At 56.2% G+C, this 22,418-nt stretch carries 25 protein-coding genes; 13 read left to right on the forward strand and 12 right to left on the reverse strand.

The window, feature by feature from the left end:
- Together RI563_RS01525 and RI563_RS01530 are read right to left on the reverse strand one after the other, a co-directional pair.
- A partial coding sequence (locus tag RI563_RS01525) for a hypothetical protein (RefSeq protein ID WP_310692572.1) occupies window positions 1-360 on the reverse strand: 360 nt, incomplete at its 3' end.
- Between the two features lie 249 nt (window positions 361-609).
- Window positions 610-819, reverse strand: a complete 210-nt coding sequence (locus RI563_RS01530) for a hypothetical protein (RefSeq protein ID WP_310692573.1) — start codon at window positions 817-819, stop codon at window positions 610-612.
- 171 nt (window positions 820-990) lie between these two features.
- Here RI563_RS01530 and RI563_RS01535 point away from each other — a divergent pair, with 171 nt between their 5' ends.
- Genes RI563_RS01535 through RI563_RS01565 form a run of 7 tightly spaced genes read left to right on the forward strand, consistent with a single transcriptional unit; the run spans window position 991 to window position 7,298 of the window.
- Window positions 991-1,755 carry a TatD family hydrolase gene (locus tag RI563_RS01535; protein WP_310692574.1) on the forward strand — a complete coding sequence of 255 codons (765 nt, stop codon included), beginning with the start codon at window positions 991-993 and terminating at the stop codon, window positions 1,753-1,755.
- Entirely contained in the window at window positions 1,756-2,577 is an 822-nt protein-coding gene (tcdA, locus tag RI563_RS01540) for a tRNA cyclic N6-threonylcarbamoyladenosine(37) synthase TcdA (protein ID WP_310692575.1), read from the forward strand.
- Entirely contained in the window at window positions 2,570-4,066 is a 1,497-nt protein-coding gene (locus tag RI563_RS01545; protein WP_310692576.1) for a B12-binding domain-containing radical SAM protein, read from the forward strand. The genes tcdA and RI563_RS01545 overlap by 8 nt, the downstream gene beginning before the upstream one ends.
- A 40-nt stretch (window positions 4,067-4,106) precedes the next feature.
- Complete coding sequence (gene greB / locus RI563_RS01550; RefSeq protein ID WP_310692577.1) at window positions 4,107-4,613, forward strand: transcription elongation factor GreB; 507 nt, start codon at window positions 4,107-4,109, stop codon at window positions 4,611-4,613.
- A gap of 1 nt (window position 4,614) precedes the next feature.
- Entirely contained in the window at window positions 4,615-5,520 is a 906-nt protein-coding gene (locus RI563_RS01555) for an ATP-binding cassette domain-containing protein (RefSeq protein WP_310692578.1), read from the forward strand.
- Complete coding sequence (locus RI563_RS01560) at window positions 5,517-6,302, forward strand: ABC transporter permease (RefSeq protein WP_310692579.1); 786 nt, start codon at window positions 5,517-5,519, stop codon at window positions 6,300-6,302. The genes RI563_RS01555 and RI563_RS01560 overlap by 4 nt, the downstream gene beginning before the upstream one ends.
- Window positions 6,303-6,308: 6 nt before the next feature.
- Entirely contained in the window at window positions 6,309-7,298 is a 990-nt protein-coding gene (locus tag RI563_RS01565; RefSeq protein WP_310692580.1) for a GTP-binding protein, read from the forward strand.
- A 161-nt stretch (window positions 7,299-7,459) separates the two neighbouring features.
- Here the strand turns inward: RI563_RS01565 and RI563_RS01570 are convergent, their stop codons facing one another.
- A complete protein-coding gene (locus RI563_RS01570) occupies window positions 7,460-7,942 on the reverse strand; it encodes a low molecular weight protein-tyrosine-phosphatase (protein WP_310692581.1) in 483 nt (160 codons plus the stop codon).
- Window positions 7,943-8,102: 160 nt separating this feature from the next.
- Here RI563_RS01570 and amrS point away from each other — a divergent pair, with 160 nt between their 5' ends.
- The gene (gene amrS, locus RI563_RS01575) at window positions 8,103-9,185 is read left to right on the forward strand and encodes an AmmeMemoRadiSam system radical SAM enzyme (RefSeq protein ID WP_310692582.1); all 1,083 of its coding nucleotides are present in this window, start codon (window positions 8,103-8,105) and stop codon (window positions 9,183-9,185) included.
- A 43-nt stretch (window positions 9,186-9,228) separates the two neighbouring features.
- Window positions 9,229-9,492: a hypothetical protein gene (locus tag RI563_RS01580; protein WP_310692583.1), complete on the forward strand. Its 264-nt coding sequence runs from the start codon at window positions 9,229-9,231 to the stop codon at window positions 9,490-9,492.
- Window positions 9,493-9,747: 255 nt separating this feature from the next.
- Here the strand turns inward: RI563_RS01580 and RI563_RS01585 are convergent, their stop codons facing one another.
- From RI563_RS01585 to RI563_RS01610, 6 genes are all read right to left on the reverse strand, one after another.
- Window positions 9,748-9,927, reverse strand: a complete 180-nt coding sequence (locus tag RI563_RS01585) for a Trm112 family protein (RefSeq protein ID WP_310692585.1) — start codon at window positions 9,925-9,927, stop codon at window positions 9,748-9,750.
- Complete coding sequence (gene lpxK, locus RI563_RS01590; protein ID WP_310692586.1) at window positions 9,908-10,906, reverse strand: tetraacyldisaccharide 4'-kinase; 999 nt, start codon at window positions 10,904-10,906, stop codon at window positions 9,908-9,910. Before lpxK ends, RI563_RS01585 begins: the two co-directional genes overlap by 20 nt.
- An 18-nt stretch (window positions 10,907-10,924) precedes the next feature.
- The gene (gene msbA / locus RI563_RS01595) at window positions 10,925-12,688 is read right to left on the reverse strand and encodes a lipid A export permease/ATP-binding protein MsbA (RefSeq protein WP_310692587.1); all 1,764 of its coding nucleotides are present in this window, start codon (window positions 12,686-12,688) and stop codon (window positions 10,925-10,927) included.
- Window positions 12,689-12,694: 6 nt separating this feature from the next.
- Window positions 12,695-13,114, reverse strand: a complete 420-nt coding sequence (locus RI563_RS01600; protein ID WP_310692588.1) for a biopolymer transporter ExbD — start codon at window positions 13,112-13,114, stop codon at window positions 12,695-12,697.
- Complete coding sequence (locus RI563_RS01605) at window positions 13,111-13,740, reverse strand: MotA/TolQ/ExbB proton channel family protein (RefSeq protein WP_310692589.1); 630 nt, start codon at window positions 13,738-13,740, stop codon at window positions 13,111-13,113. The genes RI563_RS01600 and RI563_RS01605 overlap by 4 nt, the downstream gene beginning before the upstream one ends.
- Window positions 13,741-13,842: 102 nt before the next feature.
- Complete coding sequence (locus tag RI563_RS01610; RefSeq protein WP_310692590.1) at window positions 13,843-16,152, reverse strand: DNA internalization-related competence protein ComEC/Rec2; 2,310 nt, start codon at window positions 16,150-16,152, stop codon at window positions 13,843-13,845.
- Window positions 16,153-16,221: 69 nt separating this feature from the next.
- Between RI563_RS01610 and RI563_RS01615 the strand changes: the two genes are divergently transcribed.
- On the forward strand, window positions 16,222-16,776 hold the full coding sequence (locus RI563_RS01615; protein ID WP_310692591.1) for a DUF2062 domain-containing protein: 555 nt from the start codon (window positions 16,222-16,224) through the stop codon (window positions 16,774-16,776).
- Between the two features lie 78 nt (window positions 16,777-16,854).
- Here the strand turns inward: RI563_RS01615 and lolD are convergent, their stop codons facing one another.
- The 3 genes from lolD to sfsA all read right to left on the reverse strand — a co-directional run bounded on the left by lolD (window position 16,855) and on the right by sfsA (window position 19,583).
- Window positions 16,855-17,535 (reverse strand): lipoprotein-releasing ABC transporter ATP-binding protein LolD, encoded by a 681-nt coding sequence (gene lolD / locus RI563_RS01620; protein WP_310692592.1) that lies wholly within the window; start codon window positions 17,533-17,535, stop codon window positions 16,855-16,857.
- Window positions 17,528-18,775: a lipoprotein-releasing ABC transporter permease subunit gene (locus tag RI563_RS01625; protein WP_310692593.1), complete on the reverse strand. Its 1,248-nt coding sequence runs from the start codon at window positions 18,773-18,775 to the stop codon at window positions 17,528-17,530. The genes lolD and RI563_RS01625 overlap by 8 nt, the downstream gene beginning before the upstream one ends.
- A 100-nt stretch (window positions 18,776-18,875) precedes the next feature.
- Window positions 18,876-19,583: a DNA/RNA nuclease SfsA gene (sfsA, locus tag RI563_RS01630; RefSeq protein WP_310692594.1), complete on the reverse strand. Its 708-nt coding sequence runs from the start codon at window positions 19,581-19,583 to the stop codon at window positions 18,876-18,878.
- 117 nt (window positions 19,584-19,700) lie between these two features.
- On the opposite strand from sfsA, the gene RI563_RS01635 reads away from it, so the two are divergent.
- The 3 genes from RI563_RS01635 to RI563_RS01645 all read left to right on the forward strand — a co-directional run.
- The gene (locus RI563_RS01635; protein WP_310692595.1) at window positions 19,701-20,030 is read left to right on the forward strand and encodes a hypothetical protein; all 330 of its coding nucleotides are present in this window, start codon (window positions 19,701-19,703) and stop codon (window positions 20,028-20,030) included.
- A 33-nt stretch (window positions 20,031-20,063) separates the two neighbouring features.
- Window positions 20,064-21,098 (forward strand): agmatine deiminase family protein, encoded by a 1,035-nt coding sequence (locus RI563_RS01640; protein WP_310692597.1) that lies wholly within the window; start codon window positions 20,064-20,066, stop codon window positions 21,096-21,098.
- 301 nt (window positions 21,099-21,399) lie between these two features.
- Window positions 21,400-22,418: NAD(P)/FAD-dependent oxidoreductase (locus tag RI563_RS01645; RefSeq protein ID WP_310692599.1), on the forward strand; the 1,019-nt coding region annotated here is incomplete at its 3' end.

Here is a 22,418-nt window from a genome sequence, read left to right on the forward strand (position 1 = left end):
GGTTTTCTTGCCGGTTTTCTTGCCGGGCCTGGCGAGTGCATTTTCCGTCGTTTTGCGCAACTGATTGAATCGATTCGAAACGTTATTGACCAGCTCGTCTCTCAGTTCATCGACCTCCTTGACCATCCTCTCCCAATATTCACGGGGATGTATATCGGATACCTGGTTACGCAAGTGTTCTGTCCTTTGCGAGGTCGATTTGGCGGCGGAAGAGACTTTGTTGCTGACCTTGTCGAATCCCTCATGGATTTCTTTCATCATCAGCTCGCGAATTTTCTCCGCTTCCTTCATCGCATCAGTGGCGCGGTGGCGCACCGACTCTCTGAACCTTGAACCTGCTCCCGTTTTCTTTGTCGCCATAGTATCCTCTCAGCACAAAATATTTTATCTCTTTAATCTATAGCAGATTCATTGCGATAAAAAAAGTTATCCGATGTTTTATCCATGGGATTCACTCTGTGACAGGGATAGAGGACGACCAGTTGCCGGGTTTTGTGGGTCAAATGAACGAGGCAAGAACGAAGGCTGCCTTTTATCCGCCAATGAAACGAAAAGCGGAGAGCATGATGAATAAAAAACCGGGCGATTGCCCGGTTGTGGTGGAAAGAATTATTCGTGGATGATTTCCGGCCAGAAGGTTTTCTCCGGTTCCTTCGTGGATAACTCCTCGGCTTTTTTCTTGGCTTCGCCGTAAGTCATCTCCTCGTCAAAGTGACCGCGCTCGAACTTGGTCTTGTATTTCCAGCCAATACGAAAACCTGTGGCGTCATCCGGACGGTTCAGTGGATCGGCTTTGGGTTTGTAAGTACCTGTTGCCATAAGTGACCTCCTTGCGGTTACTTGAGTATAGAACTTGGGTATAACCATTATAGGGATTCATGCATCAGTTTACAGGGGGGGATGAAAATGAATTGCAAATTCGGGCTATTCAGAAAAGCCCTTTTCTTTCAGTTATTTACATGCTGTGGCCTGAGCCGGTAAAATAACTCGATGGATTTGATCGATACCCACTGCCACCTGGATGATGCCAGTTTCGACGCCGACCGTGCCGGGGTGCTGGCACGCTGTGGCCAGGCGGGGGTGAGACGTATCGTGGTCCCCGGCGTCACTGCCACGGGCTGGGACAATCTCCTGCGCTTGTGTGGGGAACAGGAGGGACTGTATCCCGCGCTGGGACTGCATCCGATGTACCTGGAACAGCACCGCCCCGGGGATGTCCGCCAGCTGGCCGAGCAGATCGAGCAGCACCACCCGCTGGCCATCGGGGAAATTGGTCTCGATTACTACATTGAGAACCCGGATCAGGCTCAGCAGGAGAGCCTGTTATACGAACAACTGGAGATTGCCCGCCAGGCGCAATTGCCGGTCCTTCTGCATTGTCGCAAGGCCCATGACCGGATTCTCAAAGCACTGCGCGAGGTTCCCGTCCCCGGCGGCATCGCGCATGCCTTTAACGGCAGTCTGCAACAGGCCCATCAATACATCGAACTGGGTTTCAAGCTGGGGTTCGGCGGCATGCTCACCTATGAACGCTCCAGCAAGTTACGCAAGCTGGCACGCGAATTGCCACTGGAGGCGATCGTGCTGGAAACTGACGCTCCGGACATGACCGTGGCCAGTCATCGCGGCGAGCGCAACAGTCCCGAATACCTGCCTGAATGTCTGGCCGCGCTGGCCGAAGTCCGTAACGGGGAGCCTGACGAACTCGCCTGCCAGACCACCCGCAATGCCGAAACGGTCCTCGGACTCGGGTAAATGACTGACAAAAATGATTATGATGAACGCTTTGGTGGACTGCGCCGGCTTTATGGCGAGCCGGGGTACTCCCTGTTAGCCCGACTGCATATGGTCGTCGTCGGCCTGGGCGGAGTCGGCTCATGGAGCGCGGAAGCACTGGCCCGCACCGGCATCGGCCGGATTACGCTCATCGATTACGATACCGTCGCTAAAAGCAATATCAACCGCCAGCTTGTGGGATTGACCGAGACCCTGGATGAGAAAAAATCGAGCGTAATGCGTGCGCGCATCCACAATATCAACCCGGACTGTCAGATCAATGTGATTGACGATTTTATTAACAGCGATAATCTTGCCGATTATCTCTCTGCCGAAAGATCTTATGATTATGTGATCGATGCCATCGACAGTATTCGCTTTAAAACTGAAATGATCGCGCATTGTCGACGTAACAAGCTGCCAATTATCACCACCGGCGGAGCCGGAGGTGTGACCGATCCCACCTCGATCCATGTTGCCGATTTGAGCAAAACCTATAACGACGCCCTGGCTGCCAGGGTGCGCAATAACCTGCGCAGCCGCTACGGCTTCAGTAAAAATCCACAACGCCGCTTCGGGGTGGAATGTGTATTTTCCTCACAACACAAGCTGTATCCCAGAGAGGATGGCAGCGTTAGCCATCAAAAGCCCGGAATACACGGCGTTAATCTTGATTGCCGTTTCGGATATGGCTCGAGTGTGACCGTTACTGCCACTTTCGGCATGCTTGCCGCTTCCCGCGCCATCAATAAGACCCTGCATAAACATCAGCGCCAGGAAAAAGAGGCTGCGCATGGTTGATATTACCCTCTGCACACTCAACGCCCGCTATTTCCACAGTTCGCTGGGTTTGCGTTATTTGTATGCCAACCTTGGCGATCTGCAATCGCGCGCCCGGATTCGGGAGTTTATAATCAATCAGCGCCCCATCGAGATTGCCGAGAAGCTGTTGGCGGACAACCCGAAGATCATCGGACTGGGTGTTTATATCTGGAATATCGAGCAAACCCGTGAGGTGATCGCCATCCTGCGTCGTGTGCGCCCGGATCTCATCATTATTGTCGGCGGGCCGGAAGTCAGCTACGAGCAGTCCACGCTGCCCTTTTATGACGAGGTGGATCATATTGTCAGTGGCCAGGGTGATCTGGCTTTTGCCAGGCTCTGTACACAGCGACTGGCTGGCGAATCAGTTGAGGAAAAGGTCGTAAAGCCGGAACCGTTCAAGCTGGCGGATCTGGCCTTTCCCTATCCCTGTTATACCGAAGAGGATATCCGCAACCGATTCATCTATGTCGAGGCCTCGCGCGGCTGTCCCTTCAAGTGTGAATTCTGTCTCTCGGCACTGGACAAAACCGCCTGGCCGTTCGATCTGGATCGGTTTCTCGAACACATGGAAACTCTGTATCAGCGCGGTGCGCGGCATTTCAAGTTCATCGATCGCACTTTCAATCTCAAGATAGCCAGCAGCCTGAAGATCATGGAATTCTTTTTGGCACGGATCAATGACGGGCTGTTTTTGCATTTTGAACTGATTCCGGATCATTTACCGGATCAACTGAAAACCATGATTCAGCAATTCCCGCCCGGAACACTGCAATTTGAAATCGGTATCCAGAGTTTCAACCCCGAGGTACAGGAACGCATCAGCCGCCGCCAGGATGATGACAAGGCCGAGACGAATATCCGTTTCCTGCGCGAGCAAACCCATGCGCATCTGCATACAGATCTGATCATGGGCCTGCCGGGAGAAGATGTGGCGAGTATCGCCCGGGGCTTTGATCGATTGGTCGAACTGAACCCACATGAAATTCAGGTCGGCATACTCAAGCGATTGCGCGGTGCGCCAATCATACGTCATATCGACGAGTATCAACTGTGCTTTAATCCCGCGCCACCCTATAATATTCTCTGTACCCGCGACATTGACTTTGCCACGATGCAACGATTGAGCCGATTCGCCCGTTACTGGGATATGATCGGCAATTCGGGCCGTTTCAGCCGGACCCGCCCGTTACTGCTCGGCAATAGCCCTTTTGAACGCTTCCTCCAGTTGTCCGACTGGTTATATGCCACTACCGGGCAGACCCACAAGATCGCCCTGCCCCGGCTATTTCGCCTGATCTACCAGGGCGCAAAAGAACTATTCGACCTCGACGAACAGCAACTGTATGACGCGATGCACGAGGATTACACCACCTGTGGCATGAAAGGCGAGCCCGAATTCGACACCAACCTTAACTCGACGTCACGAAAAACCGGCCTGTCGAGCAGACAAGCACGTCATAATTAGTGCTTAGAACTCAGAACTCGGAACTCGGAACTAGATATATATGGGCCGTTACCGCCCCCCACAACCAAAACCTTCACCGTACATCACCCGTGAAGGTTACGAGCGATTGCAAAATGAATTACGCGCCCTGTGGGTGCGCCGTGCGGAGGTGACCCAGGCCCTTGCCGCCGCGGCCGCCGAAGGCGATCGCTCCGAGAACGCCGAATACATTTACCGTAAAAAGGAATTGGGCGGAATCGACCGACGCATCCGTTATCTGCAAAAACGGCTGCCGGAACTGACCATTGCGTCCGATGCCCCGTCCAATCCACAACAGGTCTTTTTCGGTGCCCGGGTAACCCTGGAGAGCGACAATGGCGAAACGGTAGAATACCGCATCGTCGGACCCGATGAGCTGGCACCGGATCGGGGGGATATCAGCGTCGATTCGCCGCTGGCAAGGGCCCTGTTGAAAAAGGGAATCGACGATGAAGTCACCGTCGAGACGCCGGGTGGGCAGGTCACCTATTATATCAATGCAGTTCGCTATAACCCGGAGCGGGATTGAGATGCAACCGATCGTGCGCGCCCGACATCTGCAAAAGCATTTTCCCGGCTTCACCGCGGTGAAGGATGTCAGTTTCGATATCCCGCGTGGACAATGCTTCGGTTTTCTCGGCCCCAACGGCGCCGGCAAAACGACTACCTTGCGTATGCTGCTGGGCCTGTCCCCCTCCACCGGCGGGGAACTGACGCTATTCGATCTGGATATTCGCTCACATGCCCGGGACATTCGTCGCCGGATTGGCGTGGTACCGCAACAGGACAATCTCGATCCCGATTTTACCGTGCGTGAGAACCTGCAAATCTACGCCAGCTACTTCGCTATTCCCGCCAGTGAGGTCAAAAGCCGGATCACTTCCCTGCTGGAGTTCGCCGCACTGAGCGATCGCGCCGATGCCAAAACCAATCATCTGTCCGGTGGCATGCAGCGTCGTTTAACCATTGCCCGGGCCCTGATCAACGATCCGGAACTGGTGATTCTGGACGAGCCAACCACCGGTCTGGATCCCCAGGCGCGGCATGTTATCTGGGCCAAGCTCAATGAACTGCGCGAACGCGGCAAAACCCTGATTCTGACGAGCCATTATATGGAGGAAGCCGAACGGCTCTGTGATGAACTGGTTATCATGGATCACGGCGAAATTCTGGACCAGGGCACACCGGCCGAACTGATCCGCCGGCATGTGGAACCGGAAGTGATCGAAATTCGTGGCATGTTGTCCGATAGCCGGGAAATCGAACAACTTTGCCGGGTCGAACATATCGGGCGTTCACACTACTGCTATACGCATAACCCACGGCCCCTCCTGGACCATTTGCAACATCAACACGAGCTGGTTTTTCTTCACCGCCCGGCGGGGCTGGAGGATGTTTTCCTTAATCTGACTGGCCGGGCATTGCGCGATATATGAGTGGTATGAACTGGCAATTACCTCTAATCCGCCGTGGCAGCCTGACCATCTGGCGTCGCAATATCCTGGTCTGGCGCAAGTTAATTGGCCCGGCGATCGTGATGAACTTTGGCGAACCGGCACTCTATCTGCTGGGGCTGGGCTTTGGCCTGGGTTTTTTCATCGGCGAGATGGCCAACATGCCCTATCTGACCTTTCTTGCCTCCGGCATTATTGCCTCCACTGCCATGACCACCGCCTCCTTCGAGGGGATGTATTCGGTTTATACCCGTATGGTGCCACAAAATACCTATGAGGCGATCCTGACCACTCCGCTGGATATCGACGACATACTGGCCGGTGAAATGCTCTGGTGTGGCACCAAAAGTATCTTCAGCGGCATTGCCATTTTGCTGGTTGCCACGCTGCTGGGCGCGGTACACAGCTGGCATGCACTGTGGACCATACCTGTTGTATTCCTGACCGGTCTTTGCTTTGCCGGCCCGGCGATTATCATGAGCGCCCTCTCCCCCGGCTATGATTTTTTCAATTATTACTTCGTGCTGGCGGTGACGCCGATGTTCATTATGTGCGGCGTTTTCTATCCCATCTCGACCCTGCCCGAGGTGATGCAGTCGATCGTGTATATTCTCCCGTTGACTCACGCGGTGGAACTGACCCGCCCGCTGATTGCCGGTAATCCGGTGGAAAATCCGTTATTGCATATCGGTGTGCTGGCTACTTATACCCTGATAGGCTACTACCTGGCCGTCGTACTGACACGCAAACGACTCATCGTCTGAGGACTTATGGTCAAACTGATACAACACATCCCGACTAACGTTATCACCGGCTTTCTGGGGGTTGGCAAAACCACCGCGATTTTGCAGTTACTGAAACAGAAGCCTTCGGAGCAGACCTGGGCGGTGCTGGTCAACGAATTTGGCCAGATCGGCATTGACGGACAAATTCTGGAACAGGAGGGAGTGGCTATCAAGGAGTTGCCCGGTGGCTGCATGTGTTGTGCCGCCGGTGTTTCGGTAAAGGTCGGGATCAATACCCTGCTGGCCAATGCCCACCCCGACCGACTGTTGATCGAACCGACAGGAATTGGTCATCCCGAACAGATCATCAAACAACTGTCTGAATCCCCGTTCGATCAAACTCTCGATATGCGGGCCTGCATTACTCTGGTCGATCCCCGTCATCTCGACAATCCCCGTTACCGGGAGAACGAATACTACCGTGAGCAGCTCAATATCGCCGATGTGCTGGTGGCCAACAAGGTCGATCAATGTACGCAAGAAGATATGGACGCGTTCGCCCAACTGGTCGGGACACGTCAGCCGCGTGCCAGCGGTCAGGTTACCCACGGGGAGCTGGATATAGCCTGGCTGGACCTGCCGCATGCCAGGCAGCAGGAAAACAGGCCATCGTGGCTACAGGCTACCCCAACGCCGGAACTCGAACCCGACATTGAATCCATTCGACTTGAGGCGGGAGAAACCATGCGGCGACTGGAGAACCACAGCGGTGAGTTTGCCAGTTGTGGCTGGTTGTTTGCCGAACAGCTTTGTTTTGATCATCAAAAGATAATCAGCCTGTTTTCGGCCATGACCGCAGAACGTATCAAGGCCTCTTTGAGAACGGATCAGGGCAATTATCTGTTCAACAGCATCGACGGCGATATGCAGGCCAGCAGCCGGGAAACCCCGCCACAAAACCGCGTCGAAATCATCATGCAAGGGGAGCCGGACTGGGACAAAATCGAAGACGCATTGCTATCCTGCCTGATTTGAAGAGCCTTACCACCAAGACACGAAGACACCAAGAAAACATAAATAATAACTTTAAAAAATCTGATGGGTACGAGCGTCGAAGTAACCTGCTAAGGATTTCCTGAACTTATAATTACTTTCTTCGTGTCTTGGTGTCTTGGTGGTGAATATATTTAATGTTTTCACCCGAGATGGCGCTGGCGGATATCCTCGAGCAACCCGCGCGACGCGGCTTCCACCATATCGAAGACCCGGTCGAAGCCCTGTGGGCCGCCATAATACGGGTCCGGCACCTCGGACTCATTCAGATGAGGCGCAAAATCGAGGAACATGTGCAATTTCTCGCGCTGTTCTGGCGGACAGATTCGCGACAGGTTGTGATAATTCTCGCGGTCCATAGCCAGGACATAATCGAACTTCTCGAAATCGTCGACCAGCGCCTTGCGCCCGCGCAGGTCGCTGAGATCGATTCCGCGACCACGAGCGGTCTCCTGGGCGCGTGAATCCGGTGGCGATCCGACGTGATAGGCATGGGTTCCGGCCGAATCGGTCACAATCTGTTCATCCAGGCCTTCCTCGCGCAACAAATGGCGAAACACCCCTTCGGCGGTCGGAGACCGGCAGATATTGCCCAGGCAGACAAATAACACATATACTTTTTTCATCGACTTTTCAAACACCTATAGAACCTTCTCGAATTTTATCAGATTCTGTGCCCATTTTGTCAGTAGTGATTCCCTGCCCTGGATCAGGGCTGCCGGTTTAAAAGCGGGCCAATTAACCCTATATTGTGGGTACACCGAGCAAACTTACCGAGCGTTCATCATGCAAGATACTGTCCCCACCCTTTACTGGCACAAACTCGATGACGGTCGCATCCAGTGCGACCTCTGCCCACGCTTTTGCAAGCTGCACGAAGGACAGCGCGGACTCTGTTTTGTACGTCAGAACATTCACGACCAGATTATGCTGACGACCTACGGGCGCTCCAGCGGTTACTGCATCGATCCCATCGAGAAAAAACCGCTGAATCATTTCTTGCCCGGCACGCCGGTGCTCTCATTTGGTACCGCCGGTTGCAACCTGGCCTGCAAATTCTGCCAGAACTGGGACATCAGCAAATCCCGGGAGATCGATACCCTGGCCGACGAGGCCTCGCCGGAGCTGATCGCCAGCGCGGCCGAACAGCTCGGTTGTCGCAGCGTTGCCTATACCTATAATGATCCGGTGATTTTCCACGAGTATGCGATCGACGTGGCCAAAGCCTGCCATGAAAAGGGTATCAAATCGGTCGCTGTGACAGCCGGTTATGTCACACCGGAGCCACGCAAGGAATTTTACCAGTATATAGATGCGGCTAATGTCGATCTCAAAGCCTTCACGGAAAATTTTTATTACAAACTGACGGGCGGTCACCTCGAGCCAGTGCTTGATACGATTAAATATCTCAAGCATGAAACCGATGTCTGGATGGAACTCACCACGTTACTGATTCCCGACAAAAACGACTCGGACAAAGAAATCGAGTCAATGAGCCAATGGATTCTCGACGAACTGGGCCCGGATGTACCGCTGCACTTCAGTGCGTTTCATCCCGATTTCAAGATGCAAGACATACCACCGACCCCGGCTGCAACACTTACCCGGGCACGTAATATCGCCATGCAAAACGGCCTGCGCTATGTATATACCGGTAATGTCCACGACGAGTCCGGCGGCAGCACCTATTGCCATCACTGTGGCAACATGCTGATTGGGCGGGACTGGTATGTGCTAGGTGAATGGAACCTGACCCCGGATGGCAAATGCAATGCGTGTGGAACAGCCTGTGCCGGCATCTTTGAAGCGCAACCCGGCCACTGGGGTGCAAAACGTCAGCCTGTACGTCTCAAGGATTTTGCGGCATGACCCCGATCCTTCTGCCCAGCCGGAACAAACAGTGTATTGTGCTATGAGCGAACTTGATATCAGCCTGCAGCAACTTCGCGGCATGATAGGTTTACGTGTGGTACATAACGGGATTGTGTGCCAGGTTATCGAAGTGCTGGATGACGGCCCCTCGATCGTTTTGCAAAATCACGGGCCCGCCAGACCCGTCCAGTCCAATCAGCATGGTGAAGGCAGCCGACGGACACCCGAGACCTTCACCATTCCTGTCCTGACCCGTGATAAACGGGAGTTCCATCCCCAGTATCTGGCACTTGAACTTACCTGAAGATGCCTGGATTCCACGCACCGTTATCCAGTCGTAATTAAGCCCGGCTATAATATTCTCGCAGAGACGCAGAGCGCGCCGAGAATAAGGGATATCAGGTTTCCTGGCGCCGTGGCGTCTCTGCGAGAGATAAGCTTTTTCTTCTACTGCACAAAAAGTGTCACCACCGAAACGCTAATTTTCAACGAAATACGCTGCAGCGGCATAGCTTGGTTTATGTCTCGCCGCCAAAGTCGGCGGTTTATCCGTGTTTAATTAAACTTCTTCTTCCGGGTTGAGCTGGCGGGCTTCGTCTTCGAGCATAACGGGGATTTCATCCCGAATCGGATAGGCCAGTCGATCAACCTTGCAAATCAATTCCCGGGTTTCTTTATTATACACCAGCGGTCCCTTGCAGATTGGACAGGCCAGGATATCAAGCAGTTTTTTGTCCACGTTTGGCCTCCAGTATGTTCAGTAAGTGAAAATCAAATTTCTTGCCAATTTGTGCCTGAATCGGTACATACCAGGCATTTTCCAGTGCCAGGCGCTCACACTTGACCGCATCTTTTTCGGTCATCAGGATTGGCAATGACTCTTCAAACTCGAAGTCAGAGCGTACAAATGCGTGATGATCCGGGTAGGTATGTTCAATCACATCCATTCCTTCATCCCGTAACATATTGAAAAAGCGCTGTGGGTTACCAACACCCGCGATGGCGTGGACACGCTGGCCGGTAAACTGCTGCATCGTCGCGCTGCGGGTATTGTCATGGACATGGACCCACTCGCGGCCTGCGTAGTCCATCGGGTATTCATCCCCGACCGGACTACCGTTGCTTACGATCAGATCCGCTTCGTCGAGGCGGGCCACCGGTTCACGCAGGGGGCCGGCCGGCAAACACCAGCCATTGCCGAAACGGCGCATGCCGTCGACCACCACCACTTCGACGTCCCTTTCCAGAGCATAATGTTGCAAGCCATCGTCACTGACGACAATATCACAATCATGATGTGTCAGCAGCGCCCTGACCGCCTCGACCCGGTTTGGGCCAACCGCCATGGGGCAACCGGTTCGACGAGCAATGATGACCGGTTCATCCCCGACCATAACCGGATCCGCATCAGGACGAACCTGCTGTGGCCAGGAACTGGCCTTGCCACCATAGCCCCGGCTGATAATACCGGGATTGAAGCCGGCCTGTTTGAGGATATTGACTACCGCAATGACCAGCGGGGTTTTTCCCGTGCCACCGGTAGTGATGTTGCCGACCACGATGACCGGCACGGAAATCCGGGTGCTTGAAAATACCCGTTTGCGATAGGCATAACGTCGCAGCCAGACCAGAAGACAAAACAAACCGCTTAGTGGCAGTAATAACACAGCGGCCACTGAACGGCTTTCCCATATTTTTTGCAGATTTTGTTGCAACACGTCTTGCTTTTCCGTTTATCAGGTATTCGCACCAAACTGCAGACCATGCAGTCCTGCATAATAGCCATTTTTGGCAAGTAATTCGTCGTGCCGGCCGACTTCGACGATCCGACCTGCCTCGAGTACAACAATTTTGTCAACTTGTTCGATGGTTGACAGCCGGTGCGCGATTACCAGTGTGGTACGATCTTTCATCAATTCTTCAATTGCCTGCTGTATATAACGTTCTGACTCGGTATCCAGCGCGGAGGTCGCCTCGTCGAGAATCAGGATCGGCGCATTTTTGAGAATGGCGCGTGCAATGGCCAGACGTTGACGCTGACCGCCGGATAACAACACGCCGTTTTCACCCACTATCGTATCAAAACCTTCAGGCAGCCGTTCGATAAAATCCAGAGCGTAAGCCGCCCTGGCCGCCTCTCGAATGGCCGTGATATCGACCGAGTCCTGTGCCCCATAGGCAATGTTATGGGCAATCGTGTCATTAAACAGGGTCACGTGCTGGCTTACCAGGGCAATCTGGCTGCGCAGGCTGGGCAACCTGATCTCCCGGATATCGACATCGTCGATCAAAACGCGGCCCTGTGTGACCTCGTAAAAGCGTGGCAACAGGCTCACCAGCGTAGACTTGCCGGCGCCGGAACGCCCGACAAAGGCAACGCTTTCTCCCGGCTCGATGGTCAGATTAATGTCCTGCAGAACCGTGGCGCTTTGCTGGTCGCTGTAACCGAATGTGACATCGTCATAGTGTACCTTGCCGTCTACCTGTTTGATTTCTCGCGTGCCGCTATCGGGTTCCGGCTCGGTGTCGACGAAAGTAAACACGCTGTAAGCGGCGGCGATGCCTCGTTGCAGTTGGGCATTGATACTGGTCAGACGCTTGGCGTGTTGCAGCAGCAGGATCATTGCCAGCATAAAAGACATGAATTTGCCGACGGTCATCTCGTCGAGAAAACCGGGTTTGGTCGCAATATAAACAATGCCGGCGAAGGCGGTCACCACAATCTGCTGGATTAAGGGGGAGCTGATCGCATTGGTCGCGACCAGCTTGAGATGCTGGCGCCGGTTATACGCGTTGACCTGCTCAAAGCGGTTGGATTCGTATTCCTGCCCGCCGAAAATCTTGATTTCACGATTGGCTTCAATCGCCTCTTCGGTCACATTGGAAACATCGCCCATCGAGCGCTGGATACGATAACTGAGCTTGCGAAACCGACGGCTGACAGCCACCACAGCCACGGCGACAACCGGGATGACCAGCAGCAGTATCAAAGTCAGGGTGATGCTCAGATACATCATCAGTCCCAGCAGGACCAGAATGGTCAGCGTATCACGAATCACTGTCGTTATGACTTTGGAAGAGGCTTCGGCCAGTTGCTCGATGTCATAGACCATTTTGGACAGCAACCCGCCCGAGGAAGTTGTATCATAATAGCTGATTGGCAGTGCTAGCAGCTTGTCGAAGACCAGGCTGCGCAGGTTGCGAATGACGCTTCGGGCAATCCAGGCCATACCGTATTCGGAGAGGAAGCTGCCGACCGTGCGCGCGGCAAACACGATAATCATCAGAATCGGGATCCATTTAATCGTAGCCGGATCCTTGTCGACAAAGCTGCCATCGACCATCGGTTCAATCAGCTTGGCGAAAGCCCCTTCGGTCAGGGAAAAAATCACCATGCCAAGCACAGCCACCAGAAAAACCTTCCAGTAGGGATACGCGTACCTTAAAAGACGACGATATATGACAAACCCATCGGTATTGTCGTCAGATGATGAGCGCATCAGCGGCTACTTCCCGGATTCCTGTCGAGTGGCGAAAGTCAGGTTAACCATTCCAACCTGGCGTGCCGCGTCCATCGCCCGTATAACGGCCTGATGCGGTGTGTTTTTGTCCGCGCTGATAATCAGTTTCGGATCCTGGTGATCGGCTCGCGTTTCGCGCAAGGCGGTTTTCAGTGTGGGCAGTTGTTTATCACGAATGCGTTTTTCATTGACAAAATAATGGCCCTCACCATCGATGGTGATTTCAATGGTAAAACGTTCTTCCTGGCTTTTTTCACCCGCCGCTTCGGGCAGTTCGATGTTGATTTCGGATTCTTTCTCAAAAGTCGTGGAAACCATGAAAAAGATCAGCAGCAGGAACACCACATCGATCAATGGCGTCAGATTAAGTTCCGGTTCCTTGTTACGATCGTGGCGCAACATCATATGACGTTATCTCGACCGGTTTCCCGCTCTCCATGCATGACATCCACGACTTTCATCGCTTCTTCTTCCATTTTCAGCACCAGTGCATCAACCTTGCCCCGGAAATAGCGATAGAAAATCAGGCTGGGAATCGCCACTGACAAACCGGTTGCGGTCGTAATCAGCGCTTCGGAAATACCGCCAGCCAGAACCGATGGATTACCGACACCCTGGGTCGTGATCGCGGCGAATACCTTGATCATGCCGATGACCGTACCCAGCAAACCAAGCAAGGGTGTGATCGAGGCGATAGTGCCGAGCGTATTGAGATAACGTTCCAGTTCCAGGATCACCTGGCGTCCCGTTTCCTCGATACTTTCTTTCATAATGTCACGCGGATGCTGGCGATTGACCAGACCCGCGGCCAGAATCCGGCCCAGTGGCGAGCTACGGGAAAGCGACTGAATGTGTGTTTCATCCAGTGACTGACTTTTGTACCACTGCCAGACCTGGGCCACCAGATAGGCCGGCGCTATCCGTTTTTGCTGCAGGGCCCAGAATCGTTCGCCAATAATGGCCAGGGCAATTACCGAACACAACAGAATCGGCAGCATCAGCCAGCCGCCCGCCTGAATCATCTCAAACACGTCGCACGCCCTTTTGAAAACAAATAATAGAAGGAGACAGAAAAACTGCGGCTAACTTTAACAAAGACCGGGCACCCCTGAAAGTGCGGGTTCACAGAATCATCAATCAATCCGCACAACACGACTGTGCCAGTAACGACGTTTCGCGACCCGGTAACTGAACCGTTTACGCACCCCGCCCGGTTCGCCCAGCACAAACTGCAGGGCCCCCTGTTCATCCACCCGGAACTGTCGGGCCCCCGAATCGCTATAGCGGGCCACCACCGCCGGGCGTGGAAATCGGTAACGATTGCGATAACCAACGGGATAGAGCACATAATCGGGATTGACCGCGGCGACAAAGGCGGGGGTTGAGGAGGTCAGGCTGCCATGATGGGGCGCCACCAGGATATCAGCGGCCAGATTCGCCCGTTGCTGTTCTAACAGTGCCCGTTCACCGGCCTTTTCAATATCGCCACTGAGTAGCGCCACCTGCCCCCCGGCCTCGACCCGCAGGACACAGGAGGCATCATTGCCTCCCGAACGCGCTGGTCCCGGCGCCAGAAACTCAAAATTCACCCCATCCCATTGCCATTGCTGGCCGGCCTGGCAGCGTCGACGCCCTGCTCCGGGAACCTGCTCCGGCACACTGGTCGACAGCGTGCCAACCGGCAACGCCTCACGCACCGACGCCAGCCCGCCGATATGATCGTTATCGCCGTGACTGATCACCAGGTGGTTGATCCTGGTGTAGCCGCTGTGGCGGACATAGGGCACCACCACCGCCGCACCGGTATCAAAGCTTGCGCTGTACCGGGGTCCGGTATCGAAAATCAACAGACGGGAACGGGTCTGTACCGCCGCCGCCAGCCCCTGCCCCACATCCAGCAATGTCAGCCAGGCCTCTCCCGGCGGCGGGCGCGGCCCGCTGCCGAACAGCAGCGGCAGGCAGAGTACCGGCGCCAGGTAACGCCCCGGCAGGCCTCGCGGGGCCAGTAACAACAGCAATCCCACCCCCAGCAGGAGCAGTGCGCCAGCACCACCCGTTCCCGTCTGCCAGTGGGAGAACGGCCAGGCCGCCATACTTCCCAGTACCTCGAGCAGGCCCTCAAGCAACCAGCCCAATCCCGTTAAAAGCACGCTGCCCGCCTCGGGAAACGTCAACGCCGCCAGTGTGCCCAGCAGCGCCAGCGGCACGATCAGCAGACTGACCAGGGGGATCGCCAGTAGATTGGCCAGCGGGGCCACCAGCGAGACTTGCTGAAACCAGGCTATTAATAAAGGGGCCAGCCCCAGCGTAATCCAGCCCTGGATCCGCAACCACTGGCGAATCCGGGAAAGGGGGCGCGTCCCGCCCAGGGCATAGAGAATCAGGGCCACCGCCACAAACGACAACCAGAAACCGGCCGACAGCACCGCCAGCGGATCCAGCAGCAGCACCAGCAGCGCTGCCCACGCCAGAGTCCGTCCCGGCGCCAGCGGTCGCATTCGCCACAGGGCCAGCATCACCACCGCCAGCATCACCAGGGCTCGCTGGGTCGGGATGGCAAAGCCCGCCATGGCCGCATAGACCAGCGCGGCCAGGGTCGCCAGCAGCGCTGCGGCCCGCGGGGCCGGCAGCCACAGCAACAACCGTTCACCGCCCAGCCGCCACAGATGTCGGGTCAGCCAGAACACCAGCGCGGCCAGCAGCCCGATATGCATCCCCGAGATCGCCAGCAGATGGGCCGTGCCGGTCACCCGCAACACCTCCCAGGTGGACTGGTTGATACCGCGCCGGTCCCCCACACTCAGGGCGCGAAACAGCTCACCGGCCTGACCCGGCAGTTGTTGTTGTAACGCCTCGCTGAGATGCTGGCGCCAGCGATCCAGCCGGTAACGCCAGGGAACCGATGCTGCCGTTAGTGGCCGGTTGTCATAACGCACATAGCCGGTGGCCCGAATCCGCTGGGCAAACAACCAGCGTTCGTAATCAAAACTGCCCGGATTACGGAATCCCCACGGGCGCTTGAGGCGCGCCTGCAAACGCCACGCCTCACCAGCCTGCAGATCGGGCGGTTGCTGGCCATACCAGTTCAGCCGTACCCGTGCCGGCCAAGCATGCCGTTGCCCCTCGACGATATAGTGCTCGACATCGAACAGAAAACGGGTACGTCGATCTTGTGCTTCAGGCAGGCCGGCCACATGTCCGACCAGGATCAGATCCTCGCCCTCAAGTTCCGGCGGCAGGCTGACGCCTAAAATGGTATGCGCGCTCCACAGGCACCAGAGAAAGCCGCTGACCAGCCACCCGATCAGGCGCCAGGGAAACGGTAACCACAGTGCAGCGGGAATCGACGCCACCAGAAGAAAGAGCCAGCCGATGGCCGGCAAGGCAGAAAATAATTGCAGGCAGAGAATTCCTGCCAGAAATGCTATCGTCCCTGATCGCATAAAAGATTATGGCTTGTAATACAATTATTGGATAATAGCCCGGCTGACAACGTCCCTGAATCGCCAGACATGCCTCGCAAGTTTATAAGAAAATATATGCCGGATCACGACAAGATCCGCAACCATGTCCAGCTCAACCGCATCTTCGGGACACTGCTGCACGATCCCAACCTGTTGCATCTGAACCGCCGCTCGGTCTCCAGTGCCTTTGCGGTCGGCCTGTTCATGGCATTTGTCCCGGTCCCCTTCCAGATGCTGCTGGCGGCGGCGGCCGCCATTATCGTGCGCTGCAACCTGGCCATTGCCGTGGCACTGGTCTGGATCACCAACCCGGTGACCATGGGACCCATCTTTTTCTTCTGCTACAAGGTCGGCACCTGGTTTCTGGGTACGCCGGTCCGCGCGGTGGAATTTGCGCCCTCCTGGGAGTGGTTCAGTAGTGAACTGGGCGTGATCTGGCAACCGCTGCTGCTGGGCTGTTTCGTGGTCGGCACGCTCACGGCAGCGCTGGGTTACGGGCTGGTACGACTGCTCTGGCGCCTGCATCTGCTCAGCCATATCCGTAACCGGCAACTGCAGTTTGCGCTGCGGCGGCGGGAAAACCACAAGCACAAGGACCGCTGAGCGGAGACCTTTTCGGGTGGCCGGATCAGGCGAGAAACAACATCAAGTTCACATTAACTATATAATGTAACTTTCTGTTTAATAGGAACTAAAAACTCCATCCTTGAGATGCAGCACACGGTCCATCCGCTCGGCAAATGCCGTATCGTGGGTCACCACCACAAAACTGGTGCCCAGCGCGGTATTCAATTCCAGCATGCGCTGGTAAACCTGCTCGGCCGTCTGGCTGTCGAGATTCCCGGTCGGCTCGTCGGCCAGAATGCATTTGGGCCGGGTCACCAGCGCCCGGGCGATGGCCGCCCGCTGACGCTCGCCGCCGGACAGGGCGTTGGGCTTGTGACGCAGGCGATCGCCCAGGCCGACTTCGCCGAGCATGGCCCCCGCCTGCGCTGACGCCTCCGCCGTGGTGAGCCCGCGAATCAGTAACGGCATGGCCACATTTTCCAGCGCGGTGAATTCCGGTAACAGATGGTGAAACTGATAAACAAAACCGAGATCGCGATTGCGCAGCAGACCGCGTCGGGCGTCGTCCAGTTGGGCCATGTTCTCGCCGTTGACCTCCACCTCGCCGGCGCTGGGCAGATCCAGGCCGCCCAGCAGGTGCAACAGGGTGCTTTTACCGGAGCCAGAGGCGCCAACGATGGCCACCTGCTCGCCGCGACGGACGCTCAGATCCACCCCCTTGAGCACGGCGACTTCACGGCTCCCCTCGCGGAACACCTTGGTCAGGTTGCGACAGGCCAGAATCGTCTCACTCATAGCGTAACGCCTCCGCCGGTTGGGTCCGGCTGGCACGCCAGGCCGGATACACGGTCGCCACAATGCCCAGCAGGAACGACACACTGGTAATCATCCAGACATCGTCCCAGTGCAGATCGGAGGGCAGTTCGCTGATGTAATACACGCCCGGATCCAGAAACTGAATGCCGAACAGCCCTTCGAGCCACGGCACCACAATATCCAGATTCAGCGCCAGACTGACGCCAAGCACGGTTCCCAGCACGGTGCCTACTACACCGATGACCGTCCCCTGCACCATGAAGATGCGCATGATGCGGCCCGGCGAGGCGCCCAGCGTACGCAGAATGGCGATATCGCTCTCCTTGTCGGTCACCACCATCACCAGCGTGGAGACAATATTGAACGCCGCCACGGCAATGATCAGCAGCAACAGCAAAAAGATCATCCGCTTTTCGATTTTAACGGCGCGAAACCAGTTGGCGTGATAGGAACTCCAGTCGCGCACATAAAAGTCGCTCAACAGGCCATCCTGCAGTTCGTGGCGAATCTGCGGCGCCAGAAACAGATCGCTCAGTTTGGCACGCACGCCGGTGACCCGGGAGCCGAGCTTGAACAATCGCTGGGCATCTTCCAGATGGACGACGGCCAGCGCACTGTCGTATTCGTACATACCAATATGAAACAGGCCGACAACTTCAAAGCGTTTCAAACGGGGCGCCATGCCGGCCGGAGTGACATTGAGGCTGGGCGTGACCATGGTGACCTTGTCACCCACGTCCACGCCGAGAATCCGGGCCAGATCCCGTCCCAGGATCACGCTGAAGTTCCCCGGCTTGAGATCAGTCAGTTGTCCCACTTCCATTTTGCCCGCCACCGCCGACACCCCCGGCTCCTGCTCCGGCAGCACGCCGCGAATACGGGAACCGTTCACGCCCTTGCCACGAATCAACATGCCCTCGCCTTCCACATACGGCGCGGTGGCGATCACCTTGGGATGGGATTCGGTCGCGCGGGCCACGGACGGCCAGTCGGCGATGCCGTGACGATAGTCGGTAACAGTCAAGTGCGAGACCATATCGAGGATCCGCTCGCGCACTTCTTTTTCGAAACCGTTCATCACCGACAACACGGTGATCAACGCCATCACGCCCAGCGCGATGCCCAGCATCGAAGTCAGCGAGATGAACGAGATGAAGTGATTGCGGCGCTTGGCGCGGGTATAGCGCAGGCCGACATACAATTCGAATGGTCTAAACATGGAGCGGCATTATACAGGTTCGCGGTGAAATGACATCAATGCCAGGCGGTGATTGCGTCAGAGTTCACACCCGGCCCGGTAAAGCATTTTCACCAGCGATTCAGGACAGGTGCACAGGAATCGAACGGGCAATGCGGATCGATTCGGGTGTCATCTGTGATACCCAGGCGTGAACTTCCACGCCCTGATCGCACACGGCGGCCAGCTGTTGGGCATAGGCAGGATCGATCTCTGCGGCCGCACGAAACTGGTCGACATCATCCCGGGCCACGTGTAACAGCAACACCGCCCGGTACCCCTCACGGACCATTGCCGCCAGCTCCTGCAGGTGCTTGCGCCCCCGTTCGGTGGGCGCATCGGGGAAGATGGCATAACCGTCACGATCGACCGCGGTGACGTTCTTCACCTCCACGTAACACTCGACGCGTCCGGGATCGGCCAGCAACAGATCGATCCGGCTGTTGGTGCCGTATTTCACCTCGCGACGCAACGTCCGATAGCCCTGCAGGGGCTCGATCACGCCGGATTCGATCCCCTCCTGCACGAGCGCGTTGGCCAGATGCGTGTTGACCCCCACCAGGGTGCCCGCGAGGGTCGAGGCCAGCTCCCAGGAATAGCGGTATTTGCGGGTCGGGCTGGCGCTGTCGCGCAGCCATATCCGGGTTCCCGGCTCGGCACAGCCGAGCATGGAACCGGTATTGGGCGTGTGAACGGTCAGTTCGTCGCCATTGTCCAGCTGCACATCGGCCAGAAACCGTTTGTAGCGCCGCAGCAGGGTGGCGGGAATCAGCGGTGGATCGAATTTCACAATTACAGCAACCTGTCAGGCCGGATTCTGGAAAAACTGGTTAAACTTTTGCGTGTAAGCCATTGATAGAGTATATTTTACCGCAGATTCGGCCGAACACTGTGCCAGAGGAACCCGATGATGACCAGGCTGTGGAATATCCCGACTTTATTCGCGCTTTTGGGCGCCGCTGTCCTGTTGCAGGCCGCAACGGCTGCCGCCGACACCGTCGATATGCCTGCCCCGCCGGCCCTGCAGGAACCGGATCACAGCGTAACCCTGCCCGGCCGCGGCATGTCCATGCTGCAGGTCGAGGAACGTTTTGGCACCCCCCGTGAGAAATTCGACGAAGTGGGCGATCCCCCGATTACCCGCTGGGTCTATTCCGATTTTACCGTCTATTTCGAGTACCAGTACGTGATCAATGCCGTGGCCCACGACACCATGGCCGGCCCGGGTTCCCCCTGACCGCGACATCCCCAAAATGACAGGCCGACGCGTATGACTCACCGCCGGTTACCCGCCGAATGGGCCCCCCAGAGCGGCGTCATGCTCACCTGGCCCCATGCCGAGACCGACTGGGCCGCGAACCTTCATGCGGTGGAATCGGTCTTTGCCGAAATCGCCAGCCAGATCGCCCGCCATGAAGCGGTACTGATCGTGGTAAGTGGCACGTCCCATCGCCAGCACGTCGAACAACAGCTGATTCGCCATTCCTGTTTGCTGACCCAGGTCCGCTTCGCCATCGCCCCAAGCAATGACACCTGGGCCCGGGATCATGGCCCCGTCGGCGTGTTGGCCCACGATCAACCGCGACTGCTCGACTTTACCTTTAACGGCTGGGGCAACAAGCACCCCGCCGGGCTGGATAACGGCATCACCCGCGAGCTGCAACGCCAAAAAAGTTTCGGCAACACCCCGCTCGAGACGATCGACTTTGTCCTGGAAGGCGGCAGCTTCGACAGCGACGGCGCGGGCAGCCTGCTCACCACTCGCGCCTGTCTGCTCAATCCCTCGCGCAACCCCGATCACAATCAAGCGCAGATCGAACAGCAGCTCAAGCAGTCGCTGGGCGTCGAACAGATACTCTGGTTAAGCCACGGCTATCTGGCCGGCGATGATACCGACAGCCACATCGACATGCTGGCCCGTTTTTGCCCGGACAGCACCATTGCCTATATGCACTGTGACGATTCGCAGGATGAACATTATGCCGAGTTACAGGCCATGCAACAGGAACTGCAGCAATTGCGTAACGGCAATGGCGAATCCTATCGTCTGCTGCCGTTGCCCTGGCCGGCGCCGATCTTTAATGCCCAGGGCGAACGCCTGCCGGCCAGCTACGCCAATTTCCTGGTGATCAACGATGCCGTGCTGGTACCGCAATACGGCGATAACAACGATCAACGGGCTTGCGCACAACTGCAAACGGCATTTCCCGATCGGGTGATCATCGGCATCGACTGCCGGCCATTGATTGAACAGTTCGGCAGTCTGCACTGTCTGACCATGCAATTCCCGGTGGGCGTGCTTTAACAGGTCCCCAGGTACGATCAACACCCGCCATCGATATGACAGCCAGGCAAAAATCCCTCAGTTGGCATTACACAATAAAAATGTTACTTTTTGGCTGCGGATTCGGCATACAAAATAACAAGACCGAACCCGAAACTGATTGACCGACATTCTCGTCCGTTCGTTATATCGACGCATTCCGGTCGATCAACTGGACGAGATAGTTGTCTATCGTCCTGACTAATTACCCGGGACTTCCTTAATGGATCACACCACCGATCAACCGACAAACGCCCGGGAAGGCAAGCCGCATCGCTGCCAGGTGCTGGTAATCGGTGGCGGACCCGCCGGTTCAACTGTCGCCGCCCGGCTGGCGCAAAAAGGGCGCGACGTGGTGTTACTGGAAAAGGACCACCATCCCCGTTTTCATATCGGGGAATCGCTGCTGCCAATGAACCTGCCACTGTTCAAGGCGCTGGAGATCGACCAGGAGGTGCAAGAGATTGGCGTAGTGAAATATGGTGCCGAATTCAATACTCCCGAGGCGCCGGACAAACCCCGCACCTATTACTTCGAGCGCGCATTAAATGCCGATACCCCGCCCCATGCTTATGAAGTACGGCGCTCCGAATTTGATCACCTGTTACTGAAAAATTGTGCCCGCCTCGGCGCCCGGGTCCGGGAAGGCATGAAAGTTATCCAGGTCGAGTTCGATCAGGATCACACCCGGCAGGTTGTCGCGCAGGACGAGTCCGGCAATCAGCATCATTACGAGACAGACTTTGTCATCGATGCCTCCGGCCGTGATACATTCCTCTCTCGTCGGCTAAACCTCAAACAACGCAATCCGGCCCACAACAGCGCAGCAATCTTTGGCCATTTCGAAAATGTTAGCCGGCGACCGGGTCGCGATGCCGGCAACATCAGTATCTACTGGTTTGCACACGGCTGGTTCTGGATGATTCCCCTGCGTGATGGAATCATGAGTGTCGGCGCGGTCTGCTTCCCCGAATACCTGAAACAGCGCCAGTGCCCCCCGGAAGAATTTCTCTGGCAGACCCTGGCCCTGTGCCCCCCGGCCCTGGAGCGCATGAAAGAAGCCCGCTGCGTTGGCGAAGTCAACGCGACCGGTAATTTCTCTTATATTTCCGACACGGCACACGGCCCCGGCTATCTGCTGGTCGGTGATGCCTTTACCTTTGTTGACCCGGTCTTCTCCAGTGGCGTGTACATTGCCATGTCCAGCGCATTTCGCGCCGCCGATACCGTCGACTGTTGCCTGCAACAACCGCACAAGGCCGCACGCATACAGAAAGCCTATGAGCGAAATGTGCGCCGGGC

The organism is Thiohalophilus sp. (genome assembly GCF_031581315.1).
GTDB lineage: Bacteria > Pseudomonadota > Gammaproteobacteria > UBA6429 > Thiohalophilaceae > Thiohalophilus.

What these genes read in the sequence shown, in the direction of transcription:
- RI563_RS01530 (WP_310692573.1), bottom strand. Translation starts at nt 819, where the DNA reads ATGGCAACAGGTACTTACAAACCCAAAGCCGATCCACTGAACCGTCCG.
- RI563_RS01535 (WP_310692574.1), top strand. Translation starts at nt 991, where the DNA reads ATGGATTTGATCGATACCCACTGCCACCTGGATGATGCCAGTTTCGAC.
- tcdA (WP_310692575.1), top strand. Translation starts at nt 1,756, where the DNA reads ATGACTGACAAAAATGATTATGATGAACGCTTTGGTGGACTGCGCCGG.
- RI563_RS01545 (WP_310692576.1), top strand. Translation starts at nt 2,570, where the DNA reads ATGGTTGATATTACCCTCTGCACACTCAACGCCCGCTATTTCCACAGT.
- greB (WP_310692577.1), top strand. Translation starts at nt 4,107, where the DNA reads ATGGGCCGTTACCGCCCCCCACAACCAAAACCTTCACCGTACATCACC.
- RI563_RS01555 (WP_310692578.1), top strand. Translation starts at nt 4,615, where the DNA reads ATGCAACCGATCGTGCGCGCCCGACATCTGCAAAAGCATTTTCCCGGC.
- RI563_RS01560 (WP_310692579.1), top strand. Translation starts at nt 5,517, where the DNA reads ATGAGTGGTATGAACTGGCAATTACCTCTAATCCGCCGTGGCAGCCTG.
- RI563_RS01565 (WP_310692580.1), top strand. Translation starts at nt 6,309, where the DNA reads ATGGTCAAACTGATACAACACATCCCGACTAACGTTATCACCGGCTTT.
- RI563_RS01570 (WP_310692581.1), bottom strand. Translation starts at nt 7,942, where the DNA reads ATGAAAAAAGTATATGTGTTATTTGTCTGCCTGGGCAATATCTGCCGG.
- amrS (WP_310692582.1), top strand. Translation starts at nt 8,103, where the DNA reads ATGCAAGATACTGTCCCCACCCTTTACTGGCACAAACTCGATGACGGT.
- RI563_RS01580 (WP_310692583.1), top strand. Translation starts at nt 9,229, where the DNA reads ATGAGCGAACTTGATATCAGCCTGCAGCAACTTCGCGGCATGATAGGT.
- msbA (WP_310692587.1), bottom strand. Translation starts at nt 12,688, where the DNA reads ATGCGCTCATCATCTGACGACAATACCGATGGGTTTGTCATATATCGT.
- RI563_RS01600 (WP_310692588.1), bottom strand. Translation starts at nt 13,114, where the DNA reads ATGATGTTGCGCCACGATCGTAACAAGGAACCGGAACTTAATCTGACG.
- RI563_RS01610 (WP_310692590.1), bottom strand. Translation starts at nt 16,152, where the DNA reads ATGCGATCAGGGACGATAGCATTTCTGGCAGGAATTCTCTGCCTGCAA.
- RI563_RS01615 (WP_310692591.1), top strand. Translation starts at nt 16,222, where the DNA reads ATGCCTCGCAAGTTTATAAGAAAATATATGCCGGATCACGACAAGATC.
- lolD (WP_310692592.1), bottom strand. Translation starts at nt 17,535, where the DNA reads ATGAGTGAGACGATTCTGGCCTGTCGCAACCTGACCAAGGTGTTCCGC.
- RI563_RS01625 (WP_310692593.1), bottom strand. Translation starts at nt 18,775, where the DNA reads ATGTTTAGACCATTCGAATTGTATGTCGGCCTGCGCTATACCCGCGCC.
- RI563_RS01635 (WP_310692595.1), top strand. Translation starts at nt 19,701, where the DNA reads ATGATGACCAGGCTGTGGAATATCCCGACTTTATTCGCGCTTTTGGGC.
- RI563_RS01640 (WP_310692597.1), top strand. Translation starts at nt 20,064, where the DNA reads ATGACTCACCGCCGGTTACCCGCCGAATGGGCCCCCCAGAGCGGCGTC.